Origin of the sequence: Streptomyces sp. NPDC048612, from assembly GCF_043199295.1 — a bacterium.
Taxonomy (GTDB): domain Bacteria; phylum Actinomycetota; class Actinomycetes; order Streptomycetales; family Streptomycetaceae; genus Streptomyces.
On sequence record NZ_JBICVV010000036.1, the window covers coordinates 1 to 21986 of the forward strand.

Here is a 21986-nt window from a genome sequence, read left to right on the forward strand (position 1 = left end):
TGTGCCGGACGTAAAGCGAAGCAGTCCGGCACACCCCACCCGCGGAGGCCCGTCACCGCACCCCGACAGCCCCGCGCAGCGGACCCGCCCGCCGCCAGGCGCCACGGCGAGGAACGCACAAACATCACCCGAACCCACGCCCCGCGCAGCGGACCCGAAACGGCGCGAGCCACCACGGCGGGAAAGCCGAAAACGTGGGAAGGCGTCCACATCGTGGGACGAGGCGTCAAAAATTCGCGGGCCCCCCACCGCGTGTGCGCACGCCCTCGGGGGGCTACCGGCCGGTACCCGGCCAAGGCGGGCCGCGCCGCTTCAAATGGGGGCTTCGGGGGGTGCCGCGCACCCACGGACGGGGGACCGGGGGCGGTCAACGACCGCCCCCGATGACCACCCGAAGTGATCGGCGGAATACAAAAAGCTGCAAAAGCGCCCTCCGGTTCGGACGCCGGTTGAGCTATTCTGCTGGGCAAGAAGGATCCGGGCAGCGTAGCCCCCGGGTCCTTTTGTGCTTTCAGCCAGGTGCTTCCGGGGCTGTCAGGACCGTACGAAGCAGTGCCGCAGACTCCCCCGGCCAGGGCCGGGTGGTGCCCCCGTCGCAGGGACCGAGGAGGAACCAGACGTCATGGGCGAGCGAAGCAGGCAGGACCGCACGCAACGGAGGGCCGAAAGCCCCGAGAAACGGGTAGGTGGTCGGACATGAGTTCGCTCCTGCTGCTGACCAACGCACTCCAGCCGTCGACGGAGGTGCTCCCGGCGCTGGGCCTGCTGCTGCACAGCGTGCGGGTGGCGCCCGCCGAGGGTCCGGCCCTGATCGACACCCCGGGGGCCGACGTCATACTGATCGACGGGCGCCGTGACCTGCCGCATGTGCGGTCGCTGTGCCAGCTGCTGCGGTCCACCGGGCCCGGCTGCCCGCTGGTGCTGGTGGTGACCGAGGGCGGGCTCGCCGCCGTCACCGCGGACTGGGGCATCGACGACGTACTGCTGGACACCGCGGGCCCCGCCGAGGTCGAGGCGCGGCTGCGGCTGGCGATGGGCCGCCAGTCGATCACCACTGACGACAGCCCGATGGAGATCCGCAACGGTGATCTCTCGGTGGACGAGGCGACGTACAGCGCGAAGCTGAAGGGGCGGGTCCTGGACCTGACCTTCAAGGAGTTCGAGCTGCTGAAGTACCTGGCCCAGCACCCCGGCCGGGTCTTCACCCGCGCCCAGCTCCTGCAGGAGGTCTGGGGCTACGACTACTTCGGCGGTACGCGGACGGTCGACGTCCACGTGCGGCGGCTGCGGGCGAAGCTCGGGCCCGAGCACGAGTCGCTGATCGGGACGGTCCGTAACGTCGGCTACCGCTTCGTGACGCCGGAGAAGGTGGAGCGGGCGGCGGAGGCCAAGGCCAAGGAGGACGCGGCGAAGGCGGCGAAGTCCGCACCCGCCGCGGACCGTGCGCCCGGGGACGGTGACGGCTCCGGGAAGGCGGTCACCGCGGGCGTGGAATCCCGGGACGCGCGGCCTGCCCGCCGGTAGCACCACCCGCGTAGACTGCCGCGCGTGGCCAAGGTGACGCGGGATGATGTGGCAAGACTGGCGGGTACGTCCACCGCCGTTGTCAGCTACGTCATCAACAACGGACCAAGGCCGGTCGCCCCGGCCACGCGCGAGCGGGTGCTCGCCGCCATCAAGGAGCTCGGCTACCGGCCGGACCGCGTCGCCCAGGCGATGGCGTCCCGCCGTACCGATCTCATAGGTCTGATCGTGCCGGACACCCGGCAGCCGTTCTTCGCGGAGATGGCGCACGCCGTGGAGCAGGCCGCCGCCGAGCGCGGAAAGATGGTGCTGGTCGGCAACGCCAACTACCTCGACGAGCGCGAGGTGCACTATCTGCGCGCGTTCCTCGGGATGCGGGTCTCCGGCCTGATCCTGATCAGCCAGGGGCCCAGTGAGCACGCCGCCGCCGAGATCGACGCCTGGGACGCCCGGGTGGTGCTGCTGCACCGGCGGCCGGACGCCATCGACGATGTCGCGGTGATGACGGACGACGTGTGGGGCGCCCAGCTGGCGACCCGGCATCTGCTGGAGCACGGCCATCCGTACGTCGCCTTCCTCGGCGGCACGGAGGAGACCCCGAAGTCCGGCGACCCGGTCACCGACCATGTCGAGGGCTGGCGGCGGGCCATGCTGGAGTCCGGGAAGCCGACGGACGGGCGCTACTTCCAGGCGCCGTACAACCGTTACGACGCCTATCAGGTCGCGCTGAAGCTGCTGGCCGGCCCGGACCGGCCGCCGGCCATCATGTGCGCGACGGACGACCAGGCGATCGGGGTGCTGCGGGCGGCCCGTGAGCTGCGCATCGATGTGCCGGGTGAGCTGGCGGTCGCGGGCTTCGACGACGTGAAGGAAGCCGGGCTGACCGATCCGCCGCTGACCACGGTCGCCTCGGACCGCGAGGCGATGGCGCGCGCCGCGGTGGACCTGGTGCTGGACGACGGGCTGCGGGTGGTCGGCTCCCGGCGGGAGCGGCTGCGGCAGTTCCCGTCGCGGCTGGTGGTACGGCGCTCCTGCGGCTGCGGCGGCTGAGAGAGCCCGGCAAGAGCCGCTGATCCAGGCGTCCTTATACCGGGCATACCCACTTCTGTCGGGTCTCTCAGGACGTTCTCAGGCAGCTCTCATGGAGCGGCAGCAGAGTCGTCTCCATGACCCAGAGCCACCGCCGAAGCGGCGATGAGATGCCACAGGACCGGCCGTACGCGTACGGCGAGGAGCACGGCCAGGGCTACGGCCCCGGCCCGGCGCAGGAGTACGGCCACGAGCCGTACGGGGCGACCGCCGGTGCCCCGGGCGCCCCGTACGCCGCCTTCGGCGAGCAGACGGCTCCGCCGCCGCCCCCGTACGCTCCCGCACCGCGGCGCCGGGCCCGGCGGCCGGTGGCGCTGATCGCGGCGGTGGCGCTCGCGTCCGGTCTCGTCGGGGGCGGCAGCGCGGCACTGATAGCCGGCGCCACCGGCACCTCGGCGCAGAACACCTCCTCCACCCCGCTCGTCAACGCGGGCAAGACCAGCGGCAGCGGGGTCTCGGGCGTGGCCAAGGCGGTCAGCCCGGCGATCGTGGAGATCAAGGCGCAGACCGCCGGCGGCGAGTCCACCGGCTCGGGCGTGGTCGTCACCAGCGACGGCGAGATCGTCACCAACAACCACGTGGTGTCCGGGGCGGACACCGTCACGGTCACCTTCAACGACGGCAGCCGGAAGACCGCCGAGGTCGTGGGCACCGACCCGGACAAGGACCTGGCGCTGGTGAAGGTGCGCGGCGCCAAGGGCCTCACGGCGGCCTCGCTCGGCGACTCCGACAAGATCACGGTGGGCGACCAGGTGGTGGCGATCGGCTCGCCCGAGGGCTTCACCGGGTCAGTGACCAGCGGCATAGTCTCCGCCCTCGGCCGGGACGTCACCGTCCCGAAGGAGGAGGGCCAGGGGCAGCAGCGCAATCCGGGCGACCGCGGGGGCTGGCCGTTCGAGTTCGGCGGCAACGAGTACAACGGCGACACCGGCTCGTCGAAGACCTCGTACAAGGCCATCCAGACCGACGCCTCGCTCAACCCCGGCAACTCCGGCGGCGCCCTGATCAATATGCAGGGGCAGATCATCGGCATCAACTCCGCGATGTACTCGCCGAGTTCGGCGTCGAGCAGCAGCGCGGGCAGCGTCGGCCTCGGCTTCGCCATCCCGATCAACACCGTCAAGGACGACCTCGACACGCTGCGCGGCGGCGGCAACGGCGGGGTCTGACCACCCGCCGGCCGCCGCACGGGGAGGCCGGGCGTCACCCTCACACATTCCCCTGGTTCGTGTAAGGGTTAAGCGCACCCCTCCGCAGCCATCCGAGGTCCGAGGTATCCACGCACATGAGCCCCGCCGAGCACGGTGACCACCCCGCCCGCATCCTGATCGTCGACGACGAGCCCGCGGTCCGTGAGGCCCTGCAGCGCTCGCTGGTCTTCGAGGGGTATGTGACCGAGCAGGCGGTCGACGGGCTCGACGCGGTCGAGAAGGTCGCGGCCTACGACCCCGAACTGATCGTGCTGGACGTCCTGATGCCCCGGATGGACGGCCTGACCGCCGCCCGCAGGCTGCGGGCGAGCGGGATGACCGTGCCGATCCTGATGCTGACCGCCCGGGACACCGTCGGCGACCGGGTCACGGGGCTGGACGCCGGCGCCGACGACTACCTCGTCAAGCCCTTCGAGCTGGACGAGCTGCTGGCCCGCATCCGTGCCCTGCTGCGCCGCAGTTCGTACGCGGCGGCGGCCGGTGCGCCGCCCGAGGAGGGCGAGGTGCTGAGCTTCGCCGATCTGCGGATGGACCTGGCGACCCGGGAGGTGACCCGGGGCGGCCGGAACGTCGAGCTGACCCGTACCGAGTTCACGCTGCTGGAGATGTTCCTCGCGCATCCGCGCCAGGTGCTCACCCGTGAGCAGATCCTGAAGGCCGTCTGGGGCTTCGACTTCGAGCCGACCTCCAACTCCCTCGATGTGTATGTGATGTATCTGCGCCGGAAGACGGAAGCGGGCGGCGAGCCGCGGCTGGTGCACACCGTGCGGGGGGTCGGCTACGTCCTGCGGACGGACGGCGGGGCGGAATGAGCACGGCGACCACGTACGGGGGAGCGGCGGCGGTCGGTGCGCGCAGCCGGCTCGGCGCCTGGATGGCGCGGCTGCCGCTGCGCCAGCGGCTGACCCTGCTGACCGCGGCCGCGGTGGCGGTGGCGGTGGCGGTCTCCGCGCTGGCCTGCTGGCTGCTCGCCCGCGCCCAGCTGCGCGACGAGGTGGACAGCTCGCTGCAGAACGTCAGCGTCCCGGCGGATTACCTCCAGCTGACCTACGCCAACTGCCAGCGCACCGACCCGGACGAGAGCAAGAACGCCCCGCCCTCGTACTACAACGTCCAGATCGTGCAGGTCGACGGCTCGCGCTGTATCGGGCCCAACTCCCAGCCGGTGCAGGTGCAGCGCGCGGATGTCGCGGTGGCGCAGGGCGTGGCGCGGGACACCCTGCACGACGCGGTCACCACCGGCGGCACGGACGTGCGGGTGCTGACCAAGCACATCGGCGTCCAGGGCGTGCAGTTCGCGGTGTCCATCTCGCGTCCGCTGACCGAGGTCGACAGCGCGCTGAACCGCCTCGCGCTGCTGCTGGCGGCCGTCGCGGGGCTGGGCGTCGTCGGCGCGGGCACGGCCGGTCTGGTCATTGCGCGCTCCGGCCTCAAGCCGGTGGACCGGCTGACCGACGCGGTCGAGCATGTCGCGCGGACCGAGGACCTGGCCATCCGTATCCCGGCCGAGGGCGAGGACGAGATCGCCCGGCTCTCCCGCTCCTTCAACTCCATGACCGCAGCGCTGGCCGCCTCCCGCGATCTCCAGCAGCAGCTGATCGCGGACGCCGGCCATGAGCTGCGGACGCCGCTGACCTCGCTGCGTACCAACATCGATCTGCTGGTGCGCAGCGAGCGGGCCGGCCGGCCGATCCCGCCCGCCGACAAGGAGGCGCTGCTGGCCTCGGTGAAGGCGCAGATGGGGGAGCTGGCGGCGCTGATCGGCGATCTCCAGGAGCTGTCCCGGCCACCGGCGCCTGGACAGAGCGCCATCGCGGTGGTGGCGCTGCACGAGATCGTCGGGGCGGCGCTGGAGCGGGCCCGGCTGCGCGGCCCGTCGCTGACCATCGCGGCGGACCTCGCGCCCTGGTACGTCCGGGCCGAGCCGGCCCCGCTGGAGCGGGCGGTGGTGAACCTGCTGGACAACGCGGTGAAGTTCAGCCCGCCCGGCGGGACCGTCGAGGTGCGGCTGTCCGGCGGCGAGCTGACCGTACGCGATCACGGCCCCGGCATTCCGCAGGACGAACTGCCGCATGTCTTCGAGCGGTTCTGGCGCTCCCCGTCCGCCCGTAGCCTGCCGGGCAGCGGCCTGGGGCTGTCGATCGTGGCGCGGACGGCGGAGCAGGCGGGCGGCGCGGTGCGGCTGCGGTCCGCCGACCTCGGCGGCACCGAGGCGGTGCTGACGCTGCCGGGCGCCGCGACGCCGCCGCCCGGGATGCCGGAGCCGCCGGGCGGCCAGGGGGCGCGGTAGCGGGCCCGCCGGGCGCGGCCGGGGCCGCGGTGCCAAACCCCGCCGCCATGCACAGGGGCCGCGGCGCCGGACCCGCCCCCTACGGCGCCCGTCACCGCGGCCCCGGCCGCGCGTCCCCTGCTTCTGCGGCTACTTCTCCTTCTGCGGCTGCTTCTTCGCCGCGTCCCCGAACGGCAGCTCCGACCCCGTGATGTCGGCGCGGATGCCGTCCTCCTCCACGGAGATGTTGCGCAGCCGGACGTTCCCCGGCGTCTTGGGAAGCTGGAAGGACAGCGAGAGCTGGTCGGCGAGCTGCGGCTTGGTGAGCCCGGTCAGCGCGCCGAGGATCTTCGGGTCGATGCCGACCTTCTGCAGCAGCCACGGGTGGTCGGCCACCACGTCGACCAGGTTGACCTTCATCAGCTTCTGGACGAAGCGCGGCGAGCCGGTCAGCTCGTGCAGCTTCTCCTCGTTGTGCAGCGCCGCCTGGATGTACGGCTTGGGGATGCCGATCCGGTCGACGATCGCCGGGATGCTCAGCATCGACCTGACCTTGGCGGCCTGCCGGCTCAGCTCGGCGGCGGTCTTGCGGGTCAGCCGCAGGCCCTCCTCCTTGCCGGTGCCGGGGCGGTAGGTGGCGATGTCGCCGATGTCCAGGCGCATCCGGCTGATGTCGGTGGAGACACCGCGGTCACCGGCCCGCTGGATGCGCGCCTCGGCCCGTACGCCCAGTTCATGGCCGGCGATCGGCAGCTGACCGACCGCGCGCACCGCGTTCGGTCCCCTTTCGCTGAACTTCACCTGCGAGGCGCCCAGTTCGCGATTCATGTCGTCGAAGGCGAGCAGCACGCTGCCGTCCATGGTGCCGATCGTGGCGCCCTTGATGGAACTGGGCAGATCGCCGTCGATCCGCACGTCGTTCGCGGTGGCCTCGAATTTCGCCAGCGAAACACGGTCCGCAGCCAGGTCGGGAATCGTGACTTTCACCTGGTCAACGTGCTTGTCGAGGACCTGGGTGAGGAACGGGAATCCCTTGATGTCGACCTCGGGAGTGGCGTTCAGATGCAGGGCGTCCTTCACCTTTTTCGCCGCCGCGTTCTGCACGTACAGCACCGCGAAACGGTCGAAGAGCGTCAGGAATGACACCCCCACAAGTGCCGTGACCAGCAGTTTCAGGGTGATCGACATGGCCGCGAAGCTGCTGAGACCGCGCTTCTTGCGCCGGTTCTTCCGGCGGTGGTTCGGCGGCTTCCACGCTTCGGCACTCTCCTCGTCCGAGCGCAGTCCGAGGCCCAGCGGGTCATCGCTGTCATCGCGCTCGTTGAGGTAGCTGCGGCGCCGGGGAGCGGTGTCGAACGCGCCGAATTCCGCCTCGGGCTCCGGCTCCGGCTCGGGGTCGGCGAGGGCTGCCAGGTCCGCGTACGGATTGACCGGTGCGAAGCTTCTGGTGTCGCCGGAGGGGTCGTCCGGGGCGCCCGGCGCGACGGAATCGGGGTGCGTCGCGGAGGGCGTGGGCGAGGGTGAAGATATGCGTGTGGGGGTTCGCATCCGCTCATCTCACCACGAGCGGGTCCCTGGAACGCAAGTCGTACCGGAAGTAAGTCGGATACATGAGGCTTGTCCCGGCGGTCTTGGCAAAAAATTGCCGTACATCCAGGGTGACTTGAACTACCGTCACATCTCTTGGTGACCCGTGCAACAGTGTGCGGCTTGTCCGTCTCCATTGATCCATACCAGGACTCGCCGCGCCATTGCCCGGCTTTTTCGTTTCCTTCCTCGCATTCAGTGCATTCACCCAACAAACGGAAGACGGTCGTCATCCCATGAAGTCGCAGGAAGCTGCTCCCATGATCGTTGTGACCGGCGCAACAGGCAATATCGGCCGCCGACTTGTCGGCCGGCTCCTCGCGGACGGCGCCGCGGTACGCGCGCTGACCCGCGACCCGGAGCGCGCCGGACTGCCCGCAGCGGCCGAGACCGTCCGCGCCGACCTCACCGACACGGAGGACCTCGTACCGCTGCTGACCGGCGCCGAGGCCCTGTTCCTCAACCTCGCGGCCGGCGGCGACCGGGCCGCGGTCGCGCTGACCGGGGCCGCCGTCCGGGCCGGGGTCCGCCGGATCGTCCTCAACTCCTCGATGGCGGTGACCGACACCCCGGCCGACGACACCCACCACATCGCCCGCTTGCACGCCGGTCTGGAGCGCGCGGTGCGGGGCTCCGGCCTGGAGTGGACCTTCGTCCGCGGCGGCAACTACGCCACCAACGCGCTGTCCTGGGCCCCGTCGATCCGCGCGACCGGAGTGGTCCGCGACGCGCACCCGGGCTCCCGGGGCGTCCCCGTCCACGAGGCCGACCTCGCGGACGTCGCGGCCGCCGCCCTGCTGGACCGCAGCGGCACCCACCTCGGCCAGGTGTATCTCGTCACCGGCCCGGAGGAGCTGACCGTGGCCGAGCAGGTCGCCGAGATCGGGCGGGCGACCGGCAAGGAGACCCGGGTCGAGCAGATCTCCGAGGAGGCGGCGGCCGAGGCGATGACCGGGCCGCACTTCCCCAAGGAGGCCGCGCTGGAGCTGATCCGGATGTTCGGCCGCTCGGTCGACGCCCCGGCGTTCCCGGCCTCGGACGCCGTCGAGCGGATCACCGGCCACCCGCCCCGGACGTTCGCCGAGTGGGCGCGGGACCACGCCGCCGACTTCTCCTGACCGGGCGGGCGGGGCCGGCCACTGGTGCCGGGCCGCCGGTGCGACCGCGCCCGGCGGCCCGCGGGCTCCGGCGGGCTACGAACTCCGGCGGCCCGCGGCCCGCGGCGAGGCCCTCGCCCCCTCCGGGCAAACCCCAACTCCCCTCAGGGCAACCGCCAACTCGCCCCCCAGGGCAATCCCCCATCGCCCCCTCCCCGCCGAAAATCCTTTGCCGCCGCCCGGCCCTCCGCCATACCGTCCGCGCATGCTGCCTCGCGTGGACACGGACGACGAGTGGGACGCGGTCGTCCCCGACGAAGCGGTGATGCGGCCGGGCGCCGAGGCGCTCTGCGCCCGGCTCGGCATCGGTGCCCACCCCCTGACCCGCTATCCGGCCGGCTCCCAGCCCGTCTACGCCGTCGGGCGGCGTTACGTCCTCAAGCTCTTCCCCGCCGCAGCCGCCGACGACGGGGAGACCGAGGCCAGGGTGCTCACCCACCTCCAGGGACGGCTCCCCGTCCCCACCCCGTACGTCCACGACGCCGGCGCGTACGAGAACGGCTGGCGCTACGTCCTGATGTCCCGGCTGCGCGGCACCGACCTGGCCGTCAGCTGGCCCCGCATCCCCCGCGCCGACCAGGACCGGATCGCCACCGAGGCCGGCGAGACCCTGGCCGCCCTGCACGCCCTGGACCCGGCACCGCTCACCGGGCTCCTCGGCCCCGGCGACTGGGACACCTTCCTCGACCGGCAGCGCACCTCGGCGGTCGACCGCCAGCGCGCCCACGGCCTGCCCGAACCCTGGCTGGAACAGATCCCCGCCTTCCTCGCCGCCGCGCCCCCTTCGGCCCCCGGGCCCGACGTCCTCCTCCACACCGAGTTCATGCGCCAGCACCTGACCGTCGACGCACACGACGACTGGCGGCTGACCGGACTCCTGGACTTCGAACCCGCGATGCTCGGCCGCCGCACCTACGACTTCGTCGCCGTCGGCCTCTACGTCTCCCGCGCCGACCCCCGCCTCCTCGCCCGCATCTTCCGCGCCTACGGCGAGACCTTCACCCCCACCGACCTCCTCGCCCACACCCTCCTCCACGTCTACGGCAACCTCCCCCGCTACCTCCGCGAACTCCCCACCCCACCCGAACCGACCTTGGAGTCCCTGGCGGAAACGTGGTTCGGGGTGGGGTGAGGGCCCTGCCTCGGACAAACGTCCCCGCCCCGGAAAATCGCCGGAGCGGGGACGCCTGTGTCTAGCGAGAGGGAGCCGCCTGGCGCCCCCGGTTGAGGGCGGCCGGTCGGCTCTCGTGTGCTACTTCACGACCGTGATCCGGTCGGCCTTCGGCGGGGTGAGGGGCTTGTCCTTGGAGGAGTGGGCCGTGAGGTATGCGGTGAAGGCGTCGAGGTCGGAGGGGCCGACGTACTTGTTCTTGGCGTCCTTGAAGGCGGGGAAGCCGTCGCCGCCGCCGGCCAGGAACTCGTTCATCGCGACGCGGTAGGTCTTGGCCGGGTCGAGGGCCGCACCGTTCAGCTTCACCGAGTCCTTGACGACGCGGTCGGCGCCCTTCTTGGTCATGTCGAGGGTGTAGGTGAGGCCCTCGGAGACCTGGAGGATCTTGGGGGAGGCCTCATTGGGGCCGCTGACCTGCTGTTGCAGGGCGGTCAGCAGCTGGGCGCCGGTGAGGTCGACGACGTTCGTCATGTTGGTGAACGGCTGGACGGTGAACGCCTCGCCGTAGGTGACCACGCCGTCCCCCTCCGAGCCGGAGGCCTTGAAGGCGAGGTCGGAGCGGATGCCGCCGGGGTTCATCAGGGCGAGCTGGGCGCCGCCCTTGCCGTCCGCCTTGGTGGCTTCGAGCTGGGCGTCGGCGATGATGTCGCCGAGCGGGGCCTCGGGGGCGTTCGCGCCGCGGCCGGCGATGTCGGCGGAGATGTGGCCGACGGGGCGGCCGGCGACCGGCGCGGCCAGCTTGTTCCAGCGGGTGATCAGCGACGTCAGGTCCGCGGCCTTGGGCTGCGTCCGGTCGACGACGTGGTTGGCCGCGTGGGGTGCCTTGACGGTGGTCCGCACGATGTCGCGGGTGCGGCGGTCGTAGGTGAGCGTGGTGTCGGTGTAGAGCTTGCCGTACGACGCGGCGGAGGTGACGGTGCGCGGCCGGCCGGACGGGTCCGGGATGGTGCAGGCGTAGGCCTGGTGGGTGTGACCGGTGACCAGCGCGTCGACCTTCGGCGTGACGTGCTGGGCGATCTCGGTGATCGGGCCGGAGATGCCGTCGCCGGGGCCGGGGCTGTCGCAGTTGTAGTTGTACGAGGTGGAGGCGGGCAGGCCGCCCTCGTGGATGAGGGCGACGACCGACTTCACGCCCTGCTTGTTCAGCACCTTGGCGTACTTGTTGATCGTGGCGACCTCGTCGTGGAACTTCAGGCCCTTGATGCCCTCGGCGTTGACGATGTCGGGGGTGCCCTCCAGCGTCACGCCGATGAAGCCGATCTTGACGCCCTTGTGCTTCCAGACGGTGTACGGCTTGAGCAGCGGCTTGCCGGACTTCTCGTCGGTGACGTTCGCGGTGAGGTAGGGGAACGCGGCGCCCCGGTACTTCCGGCCGTCCTCGTAGCAGCCGTCCTTCGGGTGACAGCCGCCCTTCTGAAGGCGGGTCAGCTCGGTGCGGCCCTCGTCGAACTCGTGGTTGCCGACGGAGGTGACGTCGAGGCCCAGCTTGTTCATCGCCTCGACGGTCGGCTCGTCGTGGAACAGCCCGGACAGCAGCGGGCTGGCCCCGACCAGGTCACCGGCCGCGGCGGTCACCGAGTAGGGGTGACCCTTACGTGCCGTCCGCAGCGACTGCGCGAGGTACTCGGCACCGCCCGCCGGCACACTCTTCTTGCTGCCGTCCGCCTGCAGCTCCTCGACCGTGCCGGACGAGCCCTGCGGCGGCTCCAGGTTGCCGTGGAAGTCGTTGAAGGAGAGCAGCTGTACATCGACCGTGCGGCCGTGGCGGGCGGCCCCGCCGGTGTCGGCGCCGGCCGGCAGGGCGGTGGCGGCGATTCCTGCGGCGGCCAGTACGGCGGCGCCGATCGTCAATCTTCGTACGGTGCGGCGCCGTTGCGGTGTCGCTGGCATGGGGTCCCCTCCTGGAATGTCATGAGCGGACCACAGCCTATTGTCGACGCGCTTGAAGTCCTCCCTCTCTTGGAAGAGAGACTCCCGTCTGCCTCGTTGCGGTGCAGGGTGAGGCTCCGGGTGGGTTCCTGCTTCATCGAGCCGTTGCCCCGGCGCGCGGGGTCTTACATGGCCTCCACAGGCGTTTTACCTCTCCGCGCTCCCAGCGGCGAGCAGTCTGCGCCCTTCGGCGCGTAGATTGGCCTCGGCGTTCTCGTCGCGGTCGTGCACGACTCCGCAGCCGCATCGCCAGGTGCGTACGCAGAGCCGGGCAGGCCCCTTCGGCCCGGAGAGTGCCCCGCACCTGGAGCACAGCTGGGTGGAGGGGAACCACCGGGATACCTTCACGAAGCCGCGCCCGTACCGTGCGCACTTGGCTTCGAGGGTGCGGGTGAACATGCCCAAGGACTGATCATGCACGGACTTGCCGAGCCTGCCGCGCCGGGTGCCCATGGCCTTCACGTTCAGGTCCTCCACGTAGACCGCTTGGCTCTCACGGACGATGCGGGTGGTTTCCTGCTCGATGAAGTCGCGCCGCTGGTCTGCGATGCGGGCATGGAGCCTGGCGACGGCCTGCTTGGCTTTGTGCCGGTTCTTGCTGCCTCTGCGGCAGTGGGACAGCTTGCGCTGCGCCCGCTTGAGCTTCTTCTCCTGTCTGCGGAAGAACTTGGGCGAGGCGATCTTCCGTCCCCGCAGCACGGCGTAGGAGGACAAACCGAGGTCGATGCCGGTGTCAGCCTCGACCGGATCGAGCTCCGGCAGCGGCTTGCCCTCCACTTCGACCACGAACGAGGCGAAGTACCTGCCGGCTGAGTCCTTGACAAGGGTGACCGACGAAGCAGGTGACGGCAGCTCGCGGGATCAGCGTACGGAGAGATCGCCGATCTTCGGGAGCCGCAGCTTCCCACTCCCGGTGAGGGACCAGTGGGCATTTGCGGTGAAGCGAATCGCCTGACGGGCCGCCCTCTTCTTCATCCGGGGCGGGCCTGCCTTCGGGCCCTTTCGGGTTCCGTTCTTCGAGGCGAAGAAGTTGCTGTAGGCACTCTCCAGGTCCCGCAGGGACTGCTGGAGCACCACCGCGGACACCTCGCCCAGCCAGGCCCGCTCGGGGGTGTGCTTGGCCTCGGTGATGACCGTCTTCGACAACTCGCCCGCAGTGGGCCGGGGGAGGCCCTGGGTGAAGGCGTCACGACGAAGGCGGAGCGCGTCGTTGAACACCACGCGGGCACACCCGAACGCCCTCGCCAGAGCCGCACACTGCGAAGCGTCCGGGTACACGCGGAAGTTGTACCTGAGCTTCATGCCGATCAACGTACGGCTGTGGTTCATGGCCGCTGGTGGACCGACGGGAACTGGTAGGCACTGTCCGTTCCTCATGCGTGGACCTGTGGCTTTCTGTGCTGCAACACCGCCACGATGAGATCGCCGGTCCGCGCCTTCCGTGGACAGCGGTCGGCCACGTCTGCCCGCTGGTGAACCCTCCCTCCCAGGGCCGCAGTCTCGTAGCTGGTCAATCCTGGGGCGGGTGATGCCCCTCCAAGCGCCCGGTGGGGTCGTACGCTGCACACATGAATGACGCTGGACAGGAGATGGGCCGGGCCGCCCGCAGGATTCAGGTGGTCGACGAGCCGGCACCGGAAGCGGGCGCGGCCGTCCTCGAACTGATCGAGCGGGCGGCGCGGACGGACGGGCAGCCCGCCGTGTCCGAGCAGGGCCGGCTGCAGCTGCGCGGGGGCGCGCGCGAGGGCGTGCGGCATGTGCTGGTGTACGCGCGGGTCGACGACGGTGAGGAGCTGGTCGCCTACGGGCAGCTGGAGGACACCGACCCGGTGGAGGCACCGGCCGCCGAACTGGTGGTCCACCCGGGGCACCGCGGCCGCGGGCACGGCCGGGCGCTGGGCGGTGAGCTGCTGGAGCAGTCCGGGCGCCGGCTGCGGGTCTGGGCGCACGGCGGGCATCCGGCCGCCCGGCACCTCGCCCAGACGCTGGGGCTGACGATGTTCCGGGAGCTGCGGCAGATGCGGCGCTCGCTGACGGACCTGGAGCTGCCGGAGCCGGTGCTCCCGGAGGGGGTGTCCGTACGGACCTTCCAGCCGGGCACCGATGACGCGGCCTGGCTGGAGGTGAACGCGGAGGCGTTCGCGCACCACCCGGAGCAGGGTTCGCTGATCCAGCGCGATCTGGACGACCGCAAGGCCGAGGCGTGGTTCGACCCCAAGGGCTTCTTCCTGGCGGAGAAGGAGGGGCGGCTGGTCGGCTTCCACTGGACCAAGGTGCATGCCGACGAGGGCCTCGGCGAGGTCTATGTGCTCGGGGTGCGGCCGGGCGCCCAGGGCGGCGGCCTGGGCAAGGCGCTGACCTCGCTCGGGCTGCGCCATCTGGCCGGACAGGGGCTGCCGACGGCGATGCTGTACGTGGACGCGGACAACAAGGCGGCGGTGACCGTGTACGAGCGGATGGGGTTCGCGACGCACGAGACGGACCTGATGTACCGGTCGGAGACGTGAGGTACCGGTCGGAGACCTGATGTACGGGTCGGAGACCTGAGTGCGGCGGAGGGCTTGGGCGCGGCTCGGGCCCTGAGCGCGGCGGCCGGAGGCCGGGCGTGCGCCGGAGCGTGGTGGAGGGGGCGGTCCCGTGAGGGGGCGGCCCCCTCCACCGCGTTCCCCGTTTCTGCGGCGCCGGCCTACTCCCGCCGCCGCTCCTCCTCCTGCTGGTCGCGCCACTCGCGCGCGAGCATCGCGTAGACGACCTCGTCGCTCCACTCCCCGTCGAGGAACTCGTTCTCCCGCAGATGGCCCTCCCGGCGCATCCCGAGCCGTTCGAGCAGCCGGGCCGAGGCGGTGTTGCGGCCGTCCAACTCGGCCTGGATGCGGTGCAGTCGAAGCTCCTCGAAGCCCAGCTTCAGCAGCGCCCGGCTCGCCTCGGTGGCGTAGCCGTGGCCGGCGTGGCCGGGGTGGAAGACATAGCCGATACCGCCCTGGCGGTGCTCGCGGCTGGTCCAGACGAAGGTGACATCGCCGATCAGGGCGCCCCCGTCCCGGACGACGACGGCGAGCTGGAGGACGTCCCCGGACTCGTGCAGCGTCGTCCGCGCGGCCTTGGCGGCGACGGAGGCCCGGGAGCCGGCCTCGTCGAGCGGGCCCCAGTAGAGGTAGCGGCAGACCTCGGGGAGGCGCTGGTAGGCGTGGATCGCCGCGAAGTCCTCGTCGGTGACGGGGCGCAGGTCCAGGCGCTCGGTGCGTAGCGGATAGGCGGGGGTGTACGGCAGGGGCGGCGTCGCGGGTGCGGAAGAGGTGGCCACGCCGGGAGCGTAGACAGCCGAGGTTGACAGCCGCAGCCCATTTCCCCCACCCTTTCACTACTTAATTAGTGGAATGCATCAAGGGGGGGCGGGATGCGGCCGATGGCCATGGATCAGGCGACCGGCCGGGCGGCTTCGGGGCGTACGGCCGTCGAGGCGGTCGGCCTCGGCAAGCGGTACCGCCGCCGCTGGGCGCTGCGCGACTGCACCTTCCGGCTGCCGGCCGGCCGTATCTGCGCGCTGGTCGGGCCCAACGGCGCGGGCAAGAGCACCCTGCTCTCGCTCGTCTCCGGGCTGACCCGCCCCCGCGAAGGGTCCGTACGGGTCTGGGGCGAGTCCCCGGCTGCCGCCCCGGCCCGCGTCCGGGTCGCCCACCTCGCCCAGGACAAGCCGCTCTACCCCCGGCTGACGGTCGCCGAGACCCTGCGGCTGGGCCGCGAACTCAACCCCGGCCGCTGGAGCGGGCGGTGCGCCGAACGGATCGTCCGGGACGGCCACCTCCCGCTCGACGCCCGGGTCGGTACTCTCTCCGGCGGCCGGCGCACCCGGCTCGCGCTCGCCCTCGCCTTCGCCCGGCGCCCCGAACTTCTGCTGCTCGACGAGCCGTTCGCCGGTCTCGACCCGCTCGCCCGGCACCGGCTCACCGCACTGCTGCTGGCCCAGGCCGCCGAGCACGGCACCACGGTCATGCTGTCCTCGGACCTGCTCGCCGAGCTCGACGGGGTCTGTGACCACGTGCTGGTGCTGAGCGGCGGCCGGGTGCGGCTCGCGGGCGAGGTCGATGACGTCATCGGGGCGCACGCCCTGGTGATGGGGCAGCGCCGGGGCGAGGCACTGCCGCCCGAGATCGCCGCGCATCCGGTCGTCGAGGCACAGCTGTCGGGGCGTCACTTCACCGCGGTCGTACGGCGGAAGGGCCCGGTCGCCACCGGTCCCTGGGAGGTCGCCGAGCCGTCCCTGGAGGAACTCCTGCTCGCCTATCTGCGCGCGCCCGATGCGCACGACGCGCCCGGCCTGATCGCACCGAGCGCGGAGCCGGCCCCGGCGCCACCGCGCCGCCGGCCCGGCCACAAGCCCGGCATCCCCGGCATGCCGCGCAACGGACCGCCCGGCCCGGCCGGCCGGCGCAACACCTGGAAGAACCCGCCGGACGGCCCGGCACGCACACGGCACACCCAACACAGCGGCAAGGGAGCGGCGGCATGACCACCACAGCACACCTCGGGGCGAACGGGACCGGTCCCGTCACGGGCGGTCCCGGCGCGGGCCGGGAGCCGGGCGGCCGCGGACGGCTGCGCGGTCTCGGCTGGCTGGTCTGGCGGCAGCACCGGCTGTTCTTCGGCCTGCTGCTTGCCGCAGTGGTCGGCGGCGCGGCCTGGTGCGTGGTCCTGCGCGGCCGGATGGCCGGGTTCATCGCGTCCCACCACATCGACGGCTGCTCGCTGATCTCCCTCGTCCCGCGCTGCGAGGGCACCCAGGAGGCGGTCACCGAATTCCGCGGCACCTACGGCTGGGCCCTGCAACTCGCCGAGATGGGGCTGCTGTTGCTGCCCGTGCTGATCGGCCTGTTCCTCGGCGCACCGCTGATCGCCCGCGAGCTGGAGGCCGGCACCCACCAGCTCGTGCTGACCCAGTCGGTCGGCCCGCTGCGCTGGCTGGCGGCGAAGGCCGCACTGCCCGCGCTGGTCGTGCTGAGCGGTGTCACGGCGCTCTCGGCGGTGTTCACCTGGATGTGGCAGGCCGCAGGCGACGAGGTCTCCGGCGCCTACTGGTACTCGACCACCGACTTCGCCGTCCTCGGCCCGGTGCCGGTCGCCTACGCGCTGCTGGGCCTGGCGGTCGGTGTGCTGGCCGGTCTGCTGCTGCGCCGTACGGTGCCGACCATGGGCGTGACGCTGGGCGCCATGATCCTGGCACCCTTCGTGCTGAAGCAGATCAGGCCGTATCTGATGCCGATCAGGACCGCCGAGTTCGGGCCCGAGGAGGCGGCCCAGCTGCCGGACAACGCCTGGCTGGTGGGGCAGGGGCATTACACCCGCTCCGGCGCCCATCTGCCCGACAACGTCTGTGACTCCTTCGGCGACTACGAGTCCTGCCTGCGTGCACGGGGCGTCGTCGGTCAGTACATGGACTACCAGCCGGCGTCGCACCACTGGCCGCTGGCGTGGATCGAGAGCGGCATCGTGCTCGCCCTGGCGGCCGCGCTGACCGTGATCGCCTTCCGGGTCATGCGGCGCCGGCACGGCTGAAAGGCGGCCGGGGGAGGCCGGTGGCGGGCCAAGAGGGGCGATCCTTGATCGCCCCTCTTGGCCATTCCCGGGCCGTCCGGCCATTCCGTTCCCCTCCCGCCCGTCGTCGCATTCGCCGTGGCATTCGCCGTGGTGGTCGCCGTGGCATTCCGCGCTCAGGGAATTCCGGCTCCGGTGGGAGGGGAGGGAAAGGCGCGCGGGGGCGGCGCCTCACGGCCACCGGCCCGTACCGTGCGGCCGCGAACCGGCAGTGACGCCGGTCCTCCCCGGAAGGACAGCCCCCAGCCTGCACGGCTCGCCCAACCGAAGCGCCGCAGAACACGGACTCCCGGGCGCCTCGACCACATTCCCCTGCCGGAGCCCGCAGCGCACCGGATCGCACCCCACCGGGTCACATTCCACCCGATCACATTCCACCCGATCACATTCCGCCGAGCCGAATTCCCCGCCCGCATTCCCCACCCGCCTTCCGCCCGTATTCCCCGCCCTCACCGCTCCCCATTCCTTGATCAGGAAAGCCGGAAAGTTCTCCCGCCCCACCGCACGTGTTACAAAGACAGTCCAGCGGGAATCACAAGGGACGCGGCCCGCCGTGCGGCCTCCGGTCCCGGACTCCCCGCCTCGCCGCCCCGGCGTGGCAGCGGGCCCGGCCGGTCCGGACACCCCTGGGGGCAACACCCCGCTTGCCTGTCCGCCATATCCGCGTTACCGGCGATTCAACGTCGCTTGCGAGCATCGCTGAATGCAGCCCGCTGTGCCGAACGTCCCGAACCCGAGGCTCCGTCTCGCGCCGCCACCTTCCGACGCGCCTGGAACCCCCGGAACGCGGAAGAATAAGGCCATGAACCAGCAGCCCAGCGCTCAGGCACCGGCCCAGCCCGAGGTGCCCACCACGAAGCCCCCGCAGGCCCCGGCCCCCTCGGCCCAGCCTTCCGTGGGCTCGATCGCTGCGCACCGCCCGCACGCGGTCCGGGGCACGGTGCCCGGCCTGGAGCCCGACCTGGACGCCGATCCCGACGCGTACGAGGACGAGGGCGTGGTGGGCGCGGACGGCGAGGAGCTGCCCAGCGGCCGGTTCCTGGACCGCGAGCGGAGCTGGCTGGCCTTCAACGAGCGGGTGCTGGAACTGGCCGAGGACCCGGCCACCCCCCTCCTCGAACGGGCTAATTTCCTGGCGATTTTCGCCAGCAACCTGGACGAGTTCTTCATGGTCCGGGTCGCGGGACTGAAGCGCCGCATAGCCACCGGCGTCGCCACCCGCTCTGCTTCCGGGCTGCAGCCCCGTGAGGTGCTGGACCTCATCTGGACGCGCTCCCGCGAGCTCATGGCCCGGCATGCCGCCTGCTTCCAGCAGGACGTCGCCCCGGAGCTGGCCGACCAGGGCATTCATCTGATCCGCTGGCCCGAGCTGACCGAGAAGGAGCAGGCCCGCCTGTTCACCCTCTTCCGTCAGCAGATCTTCCCGGTGCTGACGCCGCTGGCGGTGGACCCCGCGCACCCCTTCCCGTACATCTCCGGCCTCTCGCTGAACCTCGCCGTCGTCGTACGCAACCCGGTCAGCGGCCACGACCACTTCGCGCGGGTCAAGGTGCCGCCGCTGCTCTCCCGCTTCCTGGAGGCCTCCCCGCAGCGCTACGTCCCCATCGAGGACGTCATAGCGGCCCACCTGGAGGAGCTGTTCCCGGGCATGGAGGTGCGGGCGCACCACATGTTCCGGGTGACCCGCAACGAGGACCTGGAGGTCGAGGAGGACGACGCGGAGAACCTCCTCCAGGCGCTGGAGAAGGAGCTGATGCGGCGGCGCTTCGGGCCGCCGGTCCGTCTGGAGGTCGAGGAGTCCATCGACCCGGCCGTGCTCGACCTGCTGGTCCAGGAGCTGAAGATCTCCGACGCCGAGGTCTACCCGCTGCCCGGCCCGCTGGATCTGACCGGCCTGTTCGGCATCGGCGCCCTGGACCGGCCTGAGCTCAAGTACCCCAAGTTCGTGGCGGGCACCCACCGCGACCTGGCCGAAGTGGAGTCCGCCTCCGCACCCGACATCTTCGCCGCCCTGCGCTCCCGCGACGTCCTCCTCCACCACCCCTACGACTCCTTCTCCACCTCCGTGCAGGCCTTCCTGGAACAGGCCGCCGCCGACCCGGACGTGCTCGCGATCAAGCAGACGCTCTACCGCACCTCCGGCGACTCACCGATCGTGGACGCCCTGATAGACGCCGCGGAGTCCGGCAAGCAGGTCCTCGTCCTCGTCGAGATCAAGGCCCGCTTCGACGAGCAGGCCAACATCAAGTGGGCGCGGAAGCTGGAGGAGTCCGGCTGCCATGTCGTCTACGGCCTGGTCGGCCTCAAGACGCACTGCAAGCTCTCGCTCGTGGTCCGTCAGGAAGGCGAGATGCTGCGCCGCTACTCCCATGTGGGGACCGGCAACTACCACCCCAAGACGGCACGGCTCTACGAGGATCTCGGGCTGCTGACCGCCGACCCCCAGGTCGGTGCCGACCTCTCCGACCTCTTCAACCGGCTCTCCGGCTACTCGCGCCGCGAGACCTACCGCCGTCTCCTGGTCGCCCCCAAGTCCCTGCGGGACGGCCTGATCCAGCGGATCAACAAGGAGATCGCGAACCAGCGCGCGGGTCGGCCCGCCTACGTCCGCATGAAGGTCAACTCGATGGTCGACGAGGTCGTCGTCGACGCGCTCTACCGCGCCTCCCAGGCCGGTGTGCCGGTCGACATCTGGGTCCGCGGCATCTGCGCGCTCCGGCCCGGTGTCACCGGTCTGAGCGAGACCATCCGGGTCCGCAGCATTCTCGGCCGCTTCCTCGAACACTCCCGGGTCTTCATCTTCGGCAACGGCGGGGAGCCCGAGGTGTGGCTGGGCAGCGCCGACATGATGCACCGGAATCTGGACCGCCGGATCGAGGCGCTGGTGCGGGTCACCGACCCGGCACACCGGGCCTCCCTCAACCGGCTGCTGGAGATGGGGACCTCGGACTCCACCTCGTCCTGGCATCTGGGCGAGAACGGTGACTGGACCCGGCAGGCGGTGGACGCGGACGGCGCGCCGCTGCGCAACGTACAGGAAATGCTCATTGACGCCCGGAGGCGCCGGCGTGGCCCAGCGACATGACCAGCCGACCGGAGGGCCGGCGGGTCTCCTCGGAATCGGATACGAGCCCGGCCGGACCCCCGGAGCCCGCTCCGCGGTGGTGGACGCGCCGTACGGCGGGCCCGACGGCACGTACGGGCCGGACGACGCCGCGTACGGACCGGTGACGGCCGCCCGCGCCGGCGACGACGGCGGCGGCGACCGCGGCAGGGACCGCGACCGCGCCACGGACGGTGGCAGCGGCCCCGACGGTGACCACGGCCCCGGCGGTGACCACGGCCTCGGCCCCGGTCCCGACACCGAGGACGGCCTCGGCTCCCGTACGGCCGACGAGGTGCTCGCCGCCTACCTGCACCAGCAGTCCGCGGACTTCCTGCGCAGTCTGCGGCTGCACCGGGAGAGCGGTTCGGACGCCGAGGGCGCCGGTGAGGCCGCCCGGCAGCTGCGCCGCGCCGCCCGCCGGATCAGCGCCACCCTGCACACCTTCCGGCCGCTGACTGAGGAGGACTGGGCCGACCAGCTCCGCTCCGAACTGGGCTGGCTGTCCGGCACCCTGGCCCGCGAACAGGCCTGCGCGGCCCGCCGCGAACGGCTGATGGCGGCCCTCCAGCGCCTCACCGGCCGCGGCCCCGAACGCGGCGACCGCCCCGGCCGGACCGAACGCCCCAAACGCGGCGACCGCCCGTCCAAGTCCCCGGCCCCCACCTCCGCCACCCCCTCCGCTCCCTCCACCGACCCGGACCCCGACGGCGCACTGTCGGCCGGTGCGGCGCGCGCCGGGGCGCTGCTGGACCGCCAGCTCACCCTCGCCCGCACCCGCGCGCACTCCGCCGCGCTGCAGGCCCTGGGCTCCTCCCGCTTCCACGCCGTCGCCGACTCCGTGGCGGTGCTCGCCTCCGAGGTGCCACTGGCCCCCAGGACCGCCGAGCTGGCGGCCGCCGAGGCCCTGCCGCCGCTCGCCGAGCAGGCGCACCGACGGCTCACGGAGGCGGTCGCCGCACTCCCGCTGTCCCGCGCCGGCTACCCGTACAACGCCGCCGCGCTCGCCGCCGACCAGCGCCAGGACGCGCCCTGGCACCAGGTCCGGATGCTGGTGCGGCTCAGCCGCTACGCCCGCGAGCTGCTCGCGCCGGAGACCGGCGACCTCCGGCTCGCGGAGGCCGGCCGGGCCCTGGAGTGGCACCGAGACGCCGCCGAGGCCGCCGCCGCAGCCGCCACCGCGGCCCGCACCCCCCGTATCGCCCCCGCCACCGCCTACGCCCTGGGCGTGCTCCACGCCGACCAGCGACACGAGGTCGAGGCGGCCCGCTTCGCCTTCGGCCGCGTCTGGCTGCCCCGGACCCCGGACCGCAAGGGCTGAGGAGACACGGACCATGAACACGCGGACGGGAGA

Annotated in this window: 17 protein-coding genes; 12 read left to right on the top strand and 5 right to left on the bottom strand. The window is 71.9% G+C overall.

All coding sequences use genetic code 11. The features are described from left to right. The first annotated feature begins 696 nt into the window (after nucleotides 1–696). The 5 genes from ACGFN2_RS33685 to ACGFN2_RS33705 all read left to right on the top strand — a co-directional run bounded on the left by ACGFN2_RS33685 (nucleotide 697) and on the right by ACGFN2_RS33705 (nucleotide 6114). Nucleotides 697–1524, top strand: coding sequence for a response regulator transcription factor (locus ACGFN2_RS33685; RefSeq protein WP_362609977.1), 828 nt, complete (start codon nucleotides 697–699; stop codon nucleotides 1522–1524). Nucleotides 1525–1548: 24 nt separating this feature from the next. Beyond that, nucleotides 1549–2574, top strand: a complete 1026-nt coding sequence (locus tag ACGFN2_RS33690; RefSeq protein WP_362609975.1) for a LacI family DNA-binding transcriptional regulator — start codon at nucleotides 1549–1551, stop codon at nucleotides 2572–2574. Between the two features lie 116 nt (nucleotides 2575–2690). Further along, nucleotides 2691–3782 (top strand): S1C family serine protease, encoded by a 1092-nt coding sequence (locus tag ACGFN2_RS33695; RefSeq protein WP_393366614.1) that lies wholly within the window; start codon nucleotides 2691–2693, stop codon nucleotides 3780–3782. Between the two features lie 116 nt (nucleotides 3783–3898). Further along, nucleotides 3899–4636, top strand: coding sequence for a response regulator transcription factor (locus ACGFN2_RS33700; RefSeq protein WP_362609969.1), 738 nt, complete (start codon nucleotides 3899–3901; stop codon nucleotides 4634–4636). After that, a complete protein-coding gene (locus ACGFN2_RS33705) occupies nucleotides 4633–6114 on the top strand; it encodes an ATP-binding protein (RefSeq protein WP_393366617.1) in 1482 nt (493 codons plus the stop codon). The genes ACGFN2_RS33700 and ACGFN2_RS33705 overlap by 4 nt, the downstream gene beginning before the upstream one ends. A gap of 129 nt (nucleotides 6115–6243) precedes the next feature. On the opposite strand, the gene ACGFN2_RS33710 is transcribed toward ACGFN2_RS33705, so the two are convergent. After that, nucleotides 6244–7641, bottom strand: a complete 1398-nt coding sequence (locus ACGFN2_RS33710; RefSeq protein ID WP_393366619.1) for a DUF2993 domain-containing protein — start codon at nucleotides 7639–7641, stop codon at nucleotides 6244–6246. A gap of 299 nt (nucleotides 7642–7940) precedes the next feature. Here ACGFN2_RS33710 and ACGFN2_RS33715 point away from each other — a divergent pair, with 299 nt between their 5' ends. Both ACGFN2_RS33715 and ACGFN2_RS33720 read left to right on the top strand, forming a co-directional pair. Further along, a complete protein-coding gene (locus tag ACGFN2_RS33715) occupies nucleotides 7941–8798 on the top strand; it encodes an NAD(P)H-binding protein (protein ID WP_393366621.1) in 858 nt (285 codons plus the stop codon). 244 nt (nucleotides 8799–9042) lie between these two features. Continuing rightward, the gene (locus ACGFN2_RS33720) at nucleotides 9043–9969 is read left to right on the top strand and encodes an aminoglycoside phosphotransferase family protein (RefSeq protein WP_393366623.1); all 927 of its coding nucleotides are present in this window, start codon (nucleotides 9043–9045) and stop codon (nucleotides 9967–9969) included. A gap of 120 nt (nucleotides 9970–10089) precedes the next feature. On the opposite strand, the gene ACGFN2_RS33725 is transcribed toward ACGFN2_RS33720, so the two are convergent. From ACGFN2_RS33725 to ACGFN2_RS33735, 3 genes are all read right to left on the bottom strand, one after another. Further along, complete coding sequence (locus ACGFN2_RS33725) at nucleotides 10090–11898, bottom strand: bifunctional metallophosphatase/5'-nucleotidase (RefSeq protein ID WP_393366626.1); 1809 nt, start codon at nucleotides 11896–11898, stop codon at nucleotides 10090–10092. A 186-nt stretch (nucleotides 11899–12084) separates the two neighbouring features. After that, on the bottom strand, nucleotides 12085–12723 hold the full coding sequence (locus ACGFN2_RS33730; RefSeq protein ID WP_393366628.1) for an RNA-guided endonuclease InsQ/TnpB family protein: 639 nt from the start codon (nucleotides 12721–12723) through the stop codon (nucleotides 12085–12087). Nucleotides 12724–12798: 75 nt separating this feature from the next. Beyond that, a complete protein-coding gene (locus ACGFN2_RS33735; protein ID WP_393366630.1) occupies nucleotides 12799–13239 on the bottom strand; it encodes an RNA-guided endonuclease InsQ/TnpB family protein in 441 nt (146 codons plus the stop codon). A gap of 287 nt (nucleotides 13240–13526) precedes the next feature. Here ACGFN2_RS33735 and mshD point away from each other — a divergent pair, with 287 nt between their 5' ends. Next, nucleotides 13527–14444: a mycothiol synthase gene (gene mshD, locus ACGFN2_RS33740; RefSeq protein WP_362609983.1), complete on the top strand. Its 918-nt coding sequence runs from the start codon at nucleotides 13527–13529 to the stop codon at nucleotides 14442–14444. 179 nt (nucleotides 14445–14623) lie between these two features. Here mshD and ACGFN2_RS33745 read toward each other — a convergent pair whose 3' ends face one another. Continuing rightward, complete coding sequence (locus ACGFN2_RS33745) at nucleotides 14624–15241, bottom strand: GNAT family N-acetyltransferase (protein ID WP_393366632.1); 618 nt, start codon at nucleotides 15239–15241, stop codon at nucleotides 14624–14626. Between the two features lie 93 nt (nucleotides 15242–15334). Between ACGFN2_RS33745 and ACGFN2_RS33750 the strand changes: the two genes are divergently transcribed. The 4 genes from ACGFN2_RS33750 to ACGFN2_RS33765 all read left to right on the top strand — a co-directional run bounded on the left by ACGFN2_RS33750 (nucleotide 15335) and on the right by ACGFN2_RS33765 (nucleotide 21953). Then, nucleotides 15335–16447 (top strand): ABC transporter ATP-binding protein, encoded by a 1113-nt coding sequence (locus ACGFN2_RS33750; protein ID WP_393366634.1) that lies wholly within the window; start codon nucleotides 15335–15337, stop codon nucleotides 16445–16447. Beyond that, nucleotides 16444–17490 (top strand): ABC transporter permease, encoded by a 1047-nt coding sequence (locus tag ACGFN2_RS33755; RefSeq protein ID WP_393366636.1) that lies wholly within the window; start codon nucleotides 16444–16446, stop codon nucleotides 17488–17490. The genes ACGFN2_RS33750 and ACGFN2_RS33755 overlap by 4 nt, the downstream gene beginning before the upstream one ends. 841 nt (nucleotides 17491–18331) lie before the next feature. After that, the gene (locus ACGFN2_RS33760; RefSeq protein WP_362609951.1) at nucleotides 18332–20614 is read left to right on the top strand and encodes an RNA degradosome polyphosphate kinase; all 2283 of its coding nucleotides are present in this window, start codon (nucleotides 18332–18334) and stop codon (nucleotides 20612–20614) included. Beyond that, entirely contained in the window at nucleotides 20577–21953 is a 1377-nt protein-coding gene (locus ACGFN2_RS33765) for a CHAD domain-containing protein (protein ID WP_393366638.1), read from the top strand. Before ACGFN2_RS33760 ends, ACGFN2_RS33765 begins: the two co-directional genes overlap by 38 nt. Nucleotides 21954–21986: the final 33 nt, after the last annotated feature.